The organism is uncultured Gilvimarinus sp. (genome assembly GCF_963975215.1).
In the GTDB taxonomy this organism is placed as follows: domain Bacteria; phylum Pseudomonadota; class Gammaproteobacteria; order Pseudomonadales; family Cellvibrionaceae; genus Gilvimarinus.
Genome location: NZ_CAXBFW010000009.1, coordinates 27,287 through 40,226, shown reverse-complemented (window position 1 = coordinate 40,226; position 12,940 = coordinate 27,287). Strand labels below are relative to the sequence as shown.

The window sequence follows — 12,940 nt, the reverse complement described above, 5'->3', positions numbered from 1 at the left end:
CCCGCCGACAGTGGCGACAGGAGCGGGCCAACCTAATTCAAATTGGAGTGTTTATGTCATTCAACGATTACTGGAAGAAAAACGGAAATGGCTTGGCCAAGCGCCATGAGGGTGAAGATGACCGGGCATTTGCGCGACGCATTGTTAAAGCCGCCCATCTGGCGTCGATGACCGAAGAGCGCAACCGCTGTATTGCGGCCGTACAGTCAGTGGAAGGCGTGCAAGAAGCCCCTGATCATGTGCTGGACGAACTGCAAGACCGCAAAAAGGCAAACAACGCCGTCGGCTCTATAGTCGAGCTTACGCGCGATAGCTGCCTGGACGCCATTAACGCAACGCAACATTAACGCCCCTTGGGGCATTGTGGGAGAAAACTTATGGGTATAAAAGCACGATTCAAAATTGAAAAAGAGTTCGATATTGCAAAGGTTTTGATTGATGTATACCCGAGCCATATCGGTGACAGTGACGACGATGACATGCCGACCGACTTTCCAGGCCTGGATGAATCAAAAACTAACTGGCGCGCTGTAGTCGATGTTGAAACTGGTCAGATTGAAGGCTGGCTACAGGGTGATAGTCGCGATCTTCACATCAAGGTTTGTGACGCAGGCAGCTACACGCTTTATGACGCAAGCGGCGACTCTGTCCAAAGAATCGTCAACGGCTACGTGCCCAACAACTTAATACCTGGTGAGTATGGAGATTACATAATTCTGAAGATCGACCAGAGCGGCGTCATCACCAACTGGCCAAAAACTCCGAGCTTTGAGGATTTCCAGCCAGACGAAGACTAGCCCCACCGCCTCGCATAGAGGCGGCACTGATAAGGCCATTTTAAAGGTTACGCCTTGCTATCGAAAAGTTAAGCCCAAAGGCCACGGGCTAACAGTAAGGGTAACCTCCAAAGTGGCTTTATCAGTGTGGTGTAGCTCAGAATTGCTTAGAGCGGTTGCCAGAGTTCAGCAGGTCGCCGGTTCGAGTCCGGCCACCACACCCATTAACAGGAGATAGGGTATGAAAGAGTTTATAAAAGGCGGCAAATATAACTGGCAAAACCAGCCAGAACGGCTTGTGTATCTTGGTTACAATTTCTCGGGCAATGGGTACTGGCACCAATTCGCCAAAGTTGAAAGCCCTGATGTTATCTGGTGCGAAGTTCTGACTTCTGACTTGCACATGCTAGAAGAAACTCAGGACGACTCAGAGCCACAACCGGCCAAGGGGGATGAATGAGCGAGTACAGAGTAGATACCGTTGAAGAGCTGCACAAGGCTGGATTCACTTGCTTACAGGTGGCTGGGGTTGGTGTGGTTGAGTCGCTAACAGCCAAACGCGACCAACTACGCGCCGAGCTTGAGAAAGAGCGGGGGCGGGTGAAGCGCTACCGTGATGCCGTGGACGCCACCCACCACGCGAGAATTAAGTACGGATCAAGCCTTGAGTTGCACGACGCGATTCTTCATCAGGAGTCAATTGAAATTGAGATAGACAACGCCCTCACCGATCAGGGCGAAGGGGGTGAAGTGTGATGTTATTTATCTGGGTAATTGGTTTTTGCTTTTCGCTAACTCTAACAATGGATCGACTTAGTTATACAAAAAGCGGAGCGGGTGACGTTTTTCTTTTACTAATTGCATGGCCTTTAGTCCTTGGCAATCAAGTGCGAAAAAAGGCCGGATGGCGCGACGACAAGGAGCAACCCAATGACTGATAAAAATAGCTTAATGGACGCAATAGCGGCGGTCACCGATCCGTCAGACGTTATGGAAAATGTAATTGACAAAATAGCGAGCGCTGTATTGGATTGGCAAGCCGCCCGCACTGGCGGGGAGGTGGTGACAATACATCAATACCCAGAATGGCCGGTGGTGGGGTTCAATTATTTAGTACGATTTAACGGTGTTTGGCAATTCGAAACCTACCTATTTGATCAAGGTGATGACGGGAGCGGGGGTGGTGAATACTTTTGGGATCGTGATGACGTCCCCGAAGGGCGCTCGTTCGACCCAGAAAAGGACGCTTGGATTGATCCCTCTGCGATTACTACCCACCCCACCCCAGCGGCTGCGATGGACGTCAGCACGGTTGCCAACGCAATCGAACAGGCTTGGGCAACGGCTGAACCCGAACACTCGATCACAAAAAACCCAGTATCTTATCGATCTACATTTGCCGATATGGCCCGTGCCGCTATCGCCGCCTGCAATACCCCAGCGGCTGCGGTGCCGGAGACTGTATCAGCGCATAACGCTAGGCTTATCAGCCAATCAATGTCCTTTCTTGCGAGCGCGATTAAAAGCGGCGAGGCATGGTCAGAGCAGTGCGAGCACATCTACGACCGAGCGCAAGAAACATTGCATTCGCTCACCGCCGCCCCGCAACCGAAGCACTTAGACTGCGGCGCCTGCCCCGGAGACGGCAGCATGTGCCAAACCGAGTGCCGGCTCTCGAAAGAAAACCCAGATGTAGACGCCACCCCGCAACCGGCGGGGGATGGGGAGAGCGGATATTCCTGCCATAAGTGCTTAAAGCCGACAGACGCGCCAGGGCCATTAAGAATATACGTTTGGTGTGCCGATTGCCAAGCGAGTACGTCTGCTTCGATCGCTCAGGATTTAGCCCAACCACCAGAGGGGGAGCGGTAGGGATGAAGCGGTACAGAAGGCCGAAAGTAATCGAAGGCCAAATAAAAATGCAAAAAGGCAAAATAGATGGCGATGTCGATATGTGCATTTTTTACGGTGACAACGTGCCTCGCTGTGATCGAGCGCTTGTGATGAATGCTCTTTGCTCTAAAAGGCAGCGTATTGACCTAGAAACCATGCGCCCTAAGTTTGACCCTTCACTGATAGAAGAGCTTGAGGCAAGAGGTTACGACCTCGACACACTCCAATTTTCAATTAAGCGAAAAGCTGATAGCAAACGCTCAGGAGGTGGGGACGATGCGTAGCCTATGCGAACTACTAATGTTTGCCGCCTGGATCTGCGGAGTGGTATTGGCTAATGGCTTTTGGAGCACCTTGATCAGCATAGTATTCCCGCTATGGGCCTATTACTTGGTGGCTGAAAAATTATTAACTCAATGTTTAGGATAAAAAAATGCGTAAAGTATTCACCAAAAAAGTAATCGGATTGCTGGCGCTGCAATTCATCTGGCGCACGCTGCCCCTGTTAAGCCTGACGACGGGCGCGCTACTGAATTGGTCAGGGCTTATCGACACAAGCCTATGGTGGTGGGGCCTAACACCTATAGCAATTGTTCCAGCGTCACTACTGTTTGCCAAGCGCATTGAAGGCGATACGGACGTGAAGCGCTATGCCCTACCCCGGGCACTCAAATGGATGGAAACGCCCGACGAGCATTTGCCCGGCGGAATGTATGAGCCGACGGTAGCTTGGCTATACGGCCATTTAGGCTGGTTTGTCACAAGCTGGTACTGGCTCAGCTGGAGAAACGTTGGCCACGGCATAACTTGGGATTCTGGCTGGCCCGTACCAATGTATCAAATGCACATGACTCCAGAGCAGCTGGACGAGTACGGAACGCGCATATATCAGCGCCGAGTGTTTGGCCTTTGGTTCATGTGGGGCGCGAAGACAGTCAATGACAAGCTCGACACAAAGCATTTAGAGGACGACTGGTACTGGGCAGTGCCATGGTGGTCGGTACGGTTAAAGAAGCGAGGTAGCGAATAGTGAGCGAGAGAATATTAGAGCGAGAGCAGGAAAACTACGACGCGCTGCAGTCTGCGCGCATTGCCGCGATACGCGCAGCCGTACCGGTCGGCCGAGGCCCTGAGTTTTGTGAAGAGTGCGGCAACGATATGCCCGATGCTCGCCGCGACCATGGGTTTGTCTTGTGCGTTGAATGTAAATCAGCCGGGGAACGATAATGAGCCTATACGACGTGCTCGGCGTAGCCAAAGACGCCACCAAGCAGGCAATCAAAACAGCCTACCGGTCACTTGCGCAGAAAGCACACCCGGATCGTGAAGGCGGCGACGCCGAGAAATTTCACGAGATCCAGCTTGCTTATGACGTGCTTTCCGATGACGGCAAGCGTGAGCGCTACGACGCCACCGGCGAAACCGAGGAAAGAGCATCAGCCCGATCCGAGGCCGAAACGCTGATTATGCAGCGGTTTGCCCAGTCGATCGAAGAGGACGACGATGACGACTTAGTGGAAACGTTAAAGACGTTTTTATCCACCGGGAAAATACAAGTAGAACTCACAATCAATCAAGCAAACGACGCCCTCAAAAAACTGGAGCGGCACCAAGGACGAGTAAAGTGCAACGACGGCGATAATCTGTTTGCGATGGTGCTGGATCAGAAAATTAACCACAAAAAGCGGGACATAGAAACATTATCCGGCCAGCTGGAGGTCATCAAAGAGGCTGAGCTTATTGTCGCGGAGTACACCGATACCGCTGAGCGGGAGCCTCAACCATCCCAATCCGCTTATTTTGCCGAGGCAATGCACGCCGCCCGGCAGCACGGAAATGGCCGGCGGTTTAACTACCCCTGGGGGCTCTAATGAAACCCGAAAACCAATGGCCCAAGCGCCTATCGGCCGGCAACTACGCCGAACGATGGGACGCAGACCTAACCAAGAACACGGTGGTCAACCGCATCAAGTCCGGCGCATTACCTGGCGGGCAAGATGAAGGCGGCCGTTGGTTTGTTTGGGTCCACAAAGACTTTACCCCAGCGTGGGATTATCAGGGGCCTAATTTCGCCCCTCAACCACAACCAAAGGAGCCGCCCGCCAAGGCGTCTCCCAAAGCTCAGTCACTGGCTGATAACATTTACCCGGATATTAGGAAGGCAGGCTAATGAAGATTTTTAGTAACGGCAGCTCAGATATATGTATCGACGGACGCAAGTTCTCGGGCCGCAATGTAACGATTAAAGGCAACAAGGTTATTGTCGATGGCGTAGAGCAAGGCGGCGAGCTGATTGGCGACGTAACAGTGACCGTCAACGGCAATGTAGAGCGCGTCGAAACGGAGGCGGGCAACGTTAATGTAACCGGGCAAGCCGGCTCCATAAAAACCATGTCAGGCGATGTAAAAAGCGGCCCCGTCAGCGGTAGCGTCAGCACAATGTCGGGTGACGTTACCTGTCCATCGATTGGCGGATCAGTTAAAACTATGTCCGGCGATATTAGACAGGGCTAAGACAATGACTGAACAACCGGTATTCATGCGCGCATCAAACAGCGGACAAGATGAAGCCGTGCGCGAAATTAACGAGATTATCCGACTGGTAAGGTTTAAGGAGCGCAACGGGGAGAAAGTGCCCGGCGCAGTTCTGTACCTTGGCCACAAGCAGTTTCACGCATTGAACGTAATTGACCCCTGTGACCGCCAGGCCATTCTCAATGATACCTTTCTTGGCTACCCATTCGTTAGGGTGCTAAAAGAGAGCTGGCTTAGATTTTCCGTATAAAAGGGCTAATAATGACACCCCGTAACCGACTGGAGAAAATCATGAGTGACCCAATTGCCCGACTTCCCGACGAGAACCAGCTTGATCCAGATACGTGTGATCGGTGCGGCGATGAGGCGATGGCAGTAATAATTACTGGAGGCGGAGATTGCCCTGAGTGCGGGACGGAGATTGCGCTATGCAAAAAGTGCATGTGCAAGATGGTCAATGAAATTACAGGTATGTGGAGCGGGTTGTTTTAATGGCACCCCGTAACCGAGACAAGAAAAACGCCCACCTCGAAGGCACGAACATCAAGAAGATTGTTCGCAGCAAGAAGGCGTATTACTACTACGTGATGCCCGACGGCACCCGCGCGGCTTTAGCGCACGGCGACGAGCAAACCAGCATCGAGGCGGCACACATTCTTAATCAGCGGTTACGGCCATCTGGTGGCGTGGCTGATCGCATATTGGCGGCACCGCCACGGCCCTCCAGCAAGAACCCGCCAGTGGTTGAGGTGCTGGCCATATTCGAAGACGAAGAGCTGCCCAAAAAGAACTACAGCGAAGGCTCACTAAAGCAGCGCATAATGCGGATCAACCAGTACCGCAAAGAGTGGCCACACGCCCGTATAGGCGACTTGGACACCTTTACCGTGGCTCAATTCCTGCGCAAGTTTGGCAACGAGAGCGCGCGCCAGCACCGGGTATTGCTTGAGCAGATATTTAGGTTTGCGGCCAGCGAAGGCTACCGCACAGCCCGGCCAATGATCGACATTGAGAAAAAGCGGCAAACCCGGCGCAAGCGGGCCCGCCATACATGGGAAGGTCACCAGGCCATTTACGACGCCTGCCCCGACTGGCTGCAACGGGCCATTAAAATCGCGCTGTATTCGCTCCAGAGGCGATCAGACCTGTGCAGCATCATGGTCGATAGCGTTGACCTCAAAGCTCGCACCATCGACGTTCTGCAGCAGAAGAGCCGCAACTACGAAAACCCCGTACACATTCAAATCAGTATGGGTGACGATCTTTATCGAGCGGCGCACGATTGCATCTGGAGCGGCATCAACTGCCCTTACCTGATTCGCTACCGGCCGAAGCGAATCACCAAGCAAATGCGTGAATCACGGCCGCACATATATGCCGTGCCACCCAACTACCTGACCCGCGAGTACTCACGAATTCGTGATGAAGTGGGAGTTTATAACCACCTTCCCAAAATTCAGCGCCCAGGCATTCACTCACTGCGCGCATTAGGGATATGGCTGTACACTAAGGCCGGATACAGCGACGAGTACATTATGGCGCTTGCCGGCCACGCTACCGAGCGAATGAAAGAGCGGTACCACGAAGGCCACGAGGAGCCGGCACCGGTAGCAGTAAACGCAGGCTTATCAATGGACGGGCTCGACCTGAGCACCGTTAACTGGAAGACGGATTTATCGCCGTCGCTTTTGAAATTAGCAGAAGGTGGGGAATAAAATCATGGCAAAGATAGCCGAACTAGACGATCAGGTGTGGGGCGATTGGGTAAAAAGTCGGCCAGAAGTGGTGCAAGTTATGTGCGAAAGCCACCCGCCCGACCGTTTGTACGCAATGGGACACGGACAACTGGTAACCGTTCAATCCTACGAAGAGACCGGAACCATGACAGTAGAGGTTCACCAAGACCAAAGCCCCCTATTCTTTCCCAGGAAGGTTTTTGGCGTGAAGCCGGAAGACCTAACAGAGTGCGATCTGCCAGAAGGTTGGGAGTGATATGAAGAAAACAAGCAATGCAGAAAAAATTGCGTGCCTGCAAGAGTTGGCCGCCTGGCGAGATAAGTACGGCGTTGAGATCAACTATACGGGTGACGACGATGGCCTTCACGTTAGTTTTGGGGGCGGGTTCATGGATGACCCAGTAGCCATAGGTTACGTTGGTAAAGACATTAACTCGGCAATTTCAAAGCTAGAGGCTGCTGGAGAGTGATATGAGGCTTTTGTGCAGGATTGGAGTTCATAGCTGGCGCAATGCCATTGTGGCTGAGCGCCCAATGGAGTACTGCAGCGCCACCGTTGAAGGTGACAAATGCCGCCACTGCGGAAAACTGAGGGATAGCTGGGACGAGATTACGCGGTTGCTGCCGGAGTCGCACAAGTGGCAGCCGACTAACGTTGGAGAGTGATATGAAAACAGCGCATGACTACATGATGGAAGCTCAGGCCGCGAGCGAAATGGCGGACATGGCGAGTAAAAGGGCTCTCGCCTCAAGGGCAAAATATGAAGCTAGTCGCGCGCGCCGGCTGGGCCTTGATTCGGAAAAAATAGGAAAAAATAAGAAAACAGGAAGGTAGTCAGTAGCCCGAGAACTCGGCTGCAGCCCCCGTGGCTACTGACTTTAAGATGGTCGGAACGGCGGGATTCGAACCCACGACCACTACACCCCCAGTGTAGTGCGCTACCAGGCTGCGCTACGTTCCGACGGTCGATACAGGCCACAAGGCTTGTGTCGAGAGCTGGGCATAATACCGGATTTTTTTAAGAATGCAACAGAGAATAGACGCGAGTGATGCAGGCAGGCAACCGGGCGTTGCTTTGCCCGGCTATTTAGTAATCAATTGATTTACTTGGTTTTTAGCACATCCAACAGCTGCTCGAGCTCAGAGATCATCTGATTGACCAACTGGCTAAATTGGCTGGCATCCTGCTGCGCGGTCTCGCCGCTCATTTGCTGGCGGGCGCCACCGATGGTAAAGCCCTGATCGTACAGCAGCGCGCGAATTTGGCGAATGGTGAGCACATCGGTGCGCTGATAGTAGCGTCGGTTACCGCGGCGCTTAACGGGCTTAAGCTGTGGGAATTCCTGCTCCCAATAGCGCAACACGTGCGGCTTTACCGCACACAGCTCGCTGACTTCACCGATGGTGAAGTAACGCTTACCGGGTATAACCGGCAACTCGTCGTTATGGCTTGGTTCCAGCATAGGTCTCTACTCGTGCCTTCAGCTTCTGTCCTGGTCTGAAGGTGACTACCCGGCGGGCGCTGATGGGGATCTCCTCGCCGGTTTTGGGGTTCCGTCCTGGGCGCTGACTTTTATCGCGCAAATCAAAGTTGCCAAACCCAGACAATTTCACCTGCTCGTTGGTTTCCAGTGAGCCGCGAATTTCTTCAAAAAACAGCTCGACCAGCTCTTTGGCCTCACGCTTATTGAGGCCAAGCTCTTCGTAAAGTTTCTCTGCCAAATCCGCTTTTGTCAGCGCGCCGTTGGGCATAGGTTGTCGCCTATCTCAGGGTTGCACCATGTTGGTTTTGCAGATGTTCGACCACCTGCCCGACAAATCCATTGATTTCATCATCGGTAAGAGTGCGCGATGGATGCTGAAAGGTCAAGCCCAAAGCGACACTTTTTCTATGCGGATCAATGCCTTTGCCCACATAAAGGTCAAACACCTTTAAGTCTGACAGGTACTCACCGGCGGTTTTACGCACACCGCTTAACAAGCTTTCGACCGGTAGCTCCCGCTCAACCAGAAGCGCCAGGTCGCGACGATTGGCCGGGAACCGTGACAGTGGTGTAAAGCTTGGCACCCGGGCTTGCAACAAAGGTTTTAGTGCCAGCTCAAACACAAACACCCCGGCGGGGATATCCAGCTGTTGCTGCAATGCGGGGTGAATCGCCCCGACAAAACCAATGAATTCGCCATCGGCGAGCACCTCGGCGCACTGCCCTGGGTGCAGCGCTGAGTGCGACCCAGCACGAAAGCTAAAGTTAACGCCGTTACCCGTTTGCGCCAGCAATGATTCCACGTCGCCTTTAATATCAAAAAAGTCGACGGTGCGGTCTTGCTCGTTCCAGTTTTCGGCCGCCAGCGGCCCATACACCAAGCCCGCCAGGGTGGGCTGTTGGTCGACGCCGTCGGCACCGGGGATAAACCGCTGACCACTTTCAAACAAGCGCAGGCGGCTTTGCTGGCGATTAAGGTTATGGCGCAGGGTTGCCACCAACCCAGGCAACAAGGTGGTGCGCATCACTGCCATATCGGCGCTGATGGGGTTTTTCAGGGCGATGGGGCTAAGCTCCGGGTCAAACCTGGCGTTATCGGCCGGGTCGACAAAGCTGTAGGTCACCACCTCTTGGTAATCGCGGCTGATTAAGTGCCGGCGCAGCTGCGCCAGGGGCAAACGCGACTCGGTGTGGGCCTTAATGGCCATGGGTGAGTCGGGCACGCGAGTTGGCAGACGATTGTAGCCGTAGATGCGCGCCAGCTCTTCGAGCAGGTCGGCCTCGATGTCGATATCAAAGCGCCAGCTCGGTACTTTTACCTGCCAGCTGCTGTCGCTGTGATCGGCGATCTCAAGCCCCAAACGGGTCAGGATATCTTCAACGGTCGCCGCATCCATATCAATGTGTAAACCACTGGCGATGCGCGCTTGGCGCAACGTCACTTGAGGCGCCTGGGGCAGCTCGGCCGAAACCTCCTCGACAATGGGGCCGGCTTCACCGCCGACGATCTCGAGTAATAACCCGGTAGCCCGTTCAATCGCCTCACGCTGCAGTTGATAATCGACCCCACGCTCAAAGCGATGAGATGAGTCGGTATGCAAACCATAGTTGCGCGCGCGGCCGGCAATTGCCAGCGGATTAAAAAAGGCGCTTTCTAATAAGATGCTTTGAGTGGCCGGGGTAACCGCGCTGGCCAAACCGCCCATGATGCCGGCCATGGCCAACGGGGCGTCATCATCGGCAATCACCAGGGTGCCCGGCTGCAAGGTAACCTCTTGCTCATCGAGCAGAGTGAGCTTTTCGCCCTCGCGCGCGTCGCGCACGATAATACCGCCCTGGATTTTAGCTAAATCGAAGGCGTGCATGGGCTGGCCCAGCTCAAGCAGCACGTAGTTGGTAACATCCACCACGGCATCAATCGAGCGCACGCCCGAGCGGCGCAGCTTTTCTTGCAGCCACAAGGGGCTTGGCGCGCTGACGTTAACATTGCGCACAACGCGGCCGAGATAGCGGCTACAGGCTTGTGATGCTTGCAAGGTAACCGGTACGGTATCTTCTACGGCTGCCGCCACGGGCTGCACGGCCACAGGGTTTACCGCCTGGCGATTAATCACCCCCAGCTCGCGGGCAAGGCCGCGCACGCTGAGGCAGTCGCCACGGTTGGGCGTAATGTCCACCTCAATCAGGGTGTCGTTGAGGTTTAGGTACTCGCGCAAGTCTTGCCCTACCGGGGCATCCACGGCCAGTTCCCACAGGCCAGAATCATCGTCGCCGGCTTCTAATTCCGTTTGGCCGCACAGCATGCCAAAGGATTCGACCCCACGCAGCTTGGCTTTTTTGATTTTAAAGTCGCCGGGCAGTTGCGCGCCCACTGTGGCGAACGGCGCTTTTAATCCAACGCGCGCATTGGGTGCACCGCACACTACCTGAATCTCGCCGCCATCGGGGTGACCGGCCACCTGACACACGCGCAGCTTATCGGCATCCGGGTGCTGCTCTACGGCCACAATCTCACCCACTACCACGCCGGTAAACGCACCGGCCACCGGCTCGGTGGCATCGACTTCGATACCGGCCATTGTCAGCTGCTCGACTAAAGTGGCAACACTCACCTCGGGGTTAATCCACTCGCGCAACCAGGATTCACTTACTTTCATAGTCCAATCTCTTTCGGCCTGCGGGGCCTATCTGTTTTGTTTCGGGCGGTTATTTGGCGACGTTCGGCTTATTAAAACTGCTGCAAAAACTTTATGTCGTTTTCAAAAAACAGGCGCAAGTCATTAACGCCATAACGCAGCATCGCCATACGCTCGACACCGATGCCAAAGGCAAAGCCGGAATAGACTTCCGGATCAATACCGGAGGCTTTAAATACATTGGGGTGCACCATGCCGCAGCCCATAATCTCAATCCAGCCGGTGTGCTTACACACGCGACAGCCCTTGCCGCCGCATTGGGTACAGCCAATATCGACCTCGGCCGAGGGCTCGGTAAACGGGAAGTAAGACGGGCGAAAACGCACCGGCGCATCCACCTCAAAAAAGGATTTTAAAAACTGATCGACCGTGCCTTTTAGGTCGGCAAAGCTGATGTTTTTATCCACCACCAAGCCCTCGACCTGGTGGAACATCGGCGTGTGGGTCAGATCTGAGTCGCAGCGATACACCCGGCCCGGGCAGATAATGCGAATCGGCGGCTCGTCGGTTTCCATCACCCGCACCTGAACCGGCGAGGTGTGGGTACGCAATACGTAACTACCACCGCTGGTGGCAAACGGCTTTTCATCCACGTAAAAGGTGTCGTGCATGGCGCGCGCCGGGTGGTGCGCGGGAATATTTAGGGCTTCAAAATTGTGCTGATCGTCTTCAATCTCGGGGCCTTCGGCCACCTCATAGCCCACTTGGGCAAAGATCTCGGCAATGCGATCGAGGGTGCGGGTCACTGGGTGTAAACCGCCTAAGCCACCGGAGCGACCGGGCAGCGTTACGTCGATGGTTTCGTCGGCGAGCTTGGCCTCGATGGCCTCGCGCTCAAACCGAGCTTTCACCTCGTTAATGCGATCTTGCACTTGCTGCTTGGCTTCGTTAATTAGAGCGCCGGCCTTGGGGCGCTCTTCGGCTGAGAGCTTGCCTAGCATTTTGGCCTGAGCACTAATGCTGCCTTTTTTGCCAAGATACTCGACGCGGACTTTGTCCAGCGCCGCCAGATCTTCAGCGTTATCGACTAATTTGAGCGCCTGTTCGGTTAGCGCAGCGAGATTTTCCATCGCAAGTTCCAGTGTTTAGCGTGGGTTAAGCCGCTGTGATTGAGCACAGCGAATAGCAAATAGCGCAGATAAAAAAGGGGAGGCCCATAACAGCCCTCCCCTTTATCGCATAGCGGCACAGGCTAAAAGCCCGAGCTTGCAAGCGGTAATTAAGCAGCCAGAGCTGTTTTAGCCTGAGCTACTACAGCAGCAAAAGCTGCCTTATCGTAAACCGCCAGATCAGCCAATACACGACGGTCCAGAGCGATGTTGGCTTTCTTCAAACCAGCAATCAGCTGGCTGTAAGTCATGCCTTCAGCGCGAGACTGAGCATTGATACGAGTGATCCACAAAGCGCGGAAGTTACGCTTGTTAACGCGACGGTCGCGGTAAGCGTACTGGCCGGCTTTGATAACGGCTTGCTTGGCAACACGGAAAACTCTTGAACGAGCACCGTAGTAACCTTTTGCTGCTTTTAAAACTTTCTTGTGACGACGACGCGCCTCTACACCACGTTTTACACGGGCCATAATAAACTCCTAATTATCCGAAATTAAACCAATTACTTGGCGCGAAGCATACGATCAACAGCTGGGGCATCAACAGCATTAAGAATGCTGGTGCCACGCAGTTGACGCTTGCGCTTAGTGGTCATTTTGGTAAGGATGTGGCTCTTGTTCGCGTGTTTGTGCTTGTAACCGGCCGCAGTCTTTTTAAAGCGCTTGGCGGCGCCACTGTGTACTTTAGCTTTTGTTGCCATGAGATAAACT

The 12,940-nt window shown here is 54.0% G+C and carries 22 protein-coding genes and 2 tRNA genes; 17 read left to right on the top strand and 7 right to left on the bottom strand.

All coding sequences use genetic code 11. The features are described from left to right. The first annotated feature begins 53 nt into the window (after positions 1 to 53). From AAC019_RS08250 to AAC019_RS08170, 17 genes are all read left to right on the top strand, one after another. Positions 54 to 347 (top strand): hypothetical protein, encoded by a 294-nt coding sequence (locus AAC019_RS08250; protein WP_339898230.1) that lies wholly within the window; start codon positions 54 to 56, stop codon positions 345 to 347. A gap of 30 nt (positions 348 to 377) precedes the next feature. Beyond that, positions 378 to 797, top strand: a complete 420-nt coding sequence (locus AAC019_RS08245) for a hypothetical protein (RefSeq protein ID WP_339898229.1) — start codon at positions 378 to 380, stop codon at positions 795 to 797. A gap of 125 nt (positions 798 to 922) precedes the next feature. Beyond that, a tRNA-OTHER gene (locus tag AAC019_RS08240) sits at positions 923 to 1,000 on the top strand. Between the two features lie 17 nt (positions 1,001 to 1,017). Next, positions 1,018 to 1,236, top strand: a complete 219-nt coding sequence (locus AAC019_RS08235; protein WP_339898227.1) for a hypothetical protein — start codon at positions 1,018 to 1,020, stop codon at positions 1,234 to 1,236. Next, a complete protein-coding gene (locus AAC019_RS08230; RefSeq protein WP_339898226.1) occupies positions 1,233 to 1,532 on the top strand; it encodes a hypothetical protein in 300 nt (99 codons plus the stop codon). Before AAC019_RS08235 ends, AAC019_RS08230 begins: the two co-directional genes overlap by 4 nt. 174 nt (positions 1,533 to 1,706) lie before the next feature. Continuing rightward, positions 1,707 to 2,648 (top strand): hypothetical protein, encoded by a 942-nt coding sequence (locus AAC019_RS08225; RefSeq protein ID WP_339898225.1) that lies wholly within the window; start codon positions 1,707 to 1,709, stop codon positions 2,646 to 2,648. 2 nt (positions 2,649 to 2,650) lie between these two features. Next, a complete protein-coding gene (locus tag AAC019_RS08220) occupies positions 2,651 to 2,953 on the top strand; it encodes a hypothetical protein (protein WP_339898224.1) in 303 nt (100 codons plus the stop codon). 149 nt (positions 2,954 to 3,102) lie between these two features. Continuing rightward, positions 3,103 to 3,699, top strand: coding sequence for a hypothetical protein (locus tag AAC019_RS08215; protein WP_339898223.1), 597 nt, complete (start codon positions 3,103 to 3,105; stop codon positions 3,697 to 3,699). Beyond that, on the top strand, positions 3,699 to 3,896 hold the full coding sequence (locus AAC019_RS08210) for a conjugal transfer protein TraR (RefSeq protein WP_339898222.1): 198 nt from the start codon (positions 3,699 to 3,701) through the stop codon (positions 3,894 to 3,896). The genes AAC019_RS08215 and AAC019_RS08210 overlap by 1 nt, the downstream gene beginning before the upstream one ends. After that, entirely contained in the window at positions 3,896 to 4,540 is a 645-nt protein-coding gene (locus AAC019_RS08205; RefSeq protein WP_339898221.1) for a DnaJ domain-containing protein, read from the top strand. The genes AAC019_RS08210 and AAC019_RS08205 overlap by 1 nt, the downstream gene beginning before the upstream one ends. Then, complete coding sequence (locus tag AAC019_RS08200; RefSeq protein ID WP_339898219.1) at positions 4,540 to 4,839, top strand: hypothetical protein; 300 nt, start codon at positions 4,540 to 4,542, stop codon at positions 4,837 to 4,839. Before AAC019_RS08205 ends, AAC019_RS08200 begins: the two co-directional genes overlap by 1 nt. Next, entirely contained in the window at positions 4,839 to 5,183 is a 345-nt protein-coding gene (locus tag AAC019_RS08195; RefSeq protein WP_339898218.1) for a hypothetical protein, read from the top strand. The genes AAC019_RS08200 and AAC019_RS08195 overlap by 1 nt, the downstream gene beginning before the upstream one ends. A 4-nt stretch (positions 5,184 to 5,187) precedes the next feature. Beyond that, positions 5,188 to 5,454 carry a hypothetical protein gene (locus tag AAC019_RS08190; protein ID WP_339898217.1) on the top strand — a complete coding sequence of 89 codons (267 nt, stop codon included), beginning with the start codon at positions 5,188 to 5,190 and terminating at the stop codon, positions 5,452 to 5,454. Between the two features lie 241 nt (positions 5,455 to 5,695). Beyond that, positions 5,696 to 6,919 carry a tyrosine-type recombinase/integrase gene (locus AAC019_RS08185; protein WP_339898216.1) on the top strand — a complete coding sequence of 408 codons (1,224 nt, stop codon included), beginning with the start codon at positions 5,696 to 5,698 and terminating at the stop codon, positions 6,917 to 6,919. Between the two features lie 4 nt (positions 6,920 to 6,923). Further along, positions 6,924 to 7,196 (top strand): hypothetical protein, encoded by a 273-nt coding sequence (locus AAC019_RS08180; protein ID WP_339898215.1) that lies wholly within the window; start codon positions 6,924 to 6,926, stop codon positions 7,194 to 7,196. A 1-nt stretch (position 7,197) separates the two neighbouring features. Next, a complete protein-coding gene (locus AAC019_RS08175; protein ID WP_339898214.1) occupies positions 7,198 to 7,410 on the top strand; it encodes a hypothetical protein in 213 nt (70 codons plus the stop codon). Positions 7,411 to 7,607: 197 nt separating this feature from the next. Then, entirely contained in the window at positions 7,608 to 7,775 is a 168-nt protein-coding gene (locus AAC019_RS08170) for a hypothetical protein (protein WP_339898213.1), read from the top strand. A 50-nt stretch (positions 7,776 to 7,825) separates the two neighbouring features. Here AAC019_RS08170 and AAC019_RS08165 read toward each other — a convergent pair. The 7 genes from AAC019_RS08165 to rpmI all read right to left on the bottom strand — a co-directional run bounded on the left by AAC019_RS08165 (position 7,826) and on the right by rpmI (position 12,930). Beyond that, positions 7,826 to 7,902, bottom strand: a tRNA-Pro gene (locus AAC019_RS08165). 142 nt (positions 7,903 to 8,044) lie between these two features. Next, positions 8,045 to 8,404, bottom strand: a complete 360-nt coding sequence (locus tag AAC019_RS08160) for a MerR family transcriptional regulator (RefSeq protein WP_339898211.1) — start codon at positions 8,402 to 8,404, stop codon at positions 8,045 to 8,047. Next, positions 8,385 to 8,693 (bottom strand): integration host factor subunit alpha, encoded by a 309-nt coding sequence (gene ihfA / locus AAC019_RS08155; RefSeq protein WP_041523774.1) that lies wholly within the window; start codon positions 8,691 to 8,693, stop codon positions 8,385 to 8,387. Before ihfA ends, AAC019_RS08160 begins: the two co-directional genes overlap by 20 nt. A 10-nt stretch (positions 8,694 to 8,703) precedes the next feature. Then, positions 8,704 to 11,082, bottom strand: a complete 2,379-nt coding sequence (pheT, locus tag AAC019_RS08150) for a phenylalanine--tRNA ligase subunit beta (protein WP_339898209.1) — start codon at positions 11,080 to 11,082, stop codon at positions 8,704 to 8,706. 71 nt (positions 11,083 to 11,153) lie between these two features. Then, positions 11,154 to 12,191 carry a phenylalanine--tRNA ligase subunit alpha gene (gene pheS / locus AAC019_RS08145; protein WP_339898207.1) on the bottom strand — a complete coding sequence of 346 codons (1,038 nt, stop codon included), beginning with the start codon at positions 12,189 to 12,191 and terminating at the stop codon, positions 11,154 to 11,156. Between the two features lie 149 nt (positions 12,192 to 12,340). Beyond that, entirely contained in the window at positions 12,341 to 12,700 is a 360-nt protein-coding gene (rplT, locus tag AAC019_RS08140) for a 50S ribosomal protein L20 (protein ID WP_041523777.1), read from the bottom strand. Positions 12,701 to 12,732: 32 nt separating this feature from the next. Next, positions 12,733 to 12,930, bottom strand: coding sequence for a 50S ribosomal protein L35 (gene rpmI, locus AAC019_RS08135; RefSeq protein ID WP_041523778.1), 198 nt, complete (start codon positions 12,928 to 12,930; stop codon positions 12,733 to 12,735). Positions 12,931 to 12,940 lie beyond the last annotated feature (10 nt).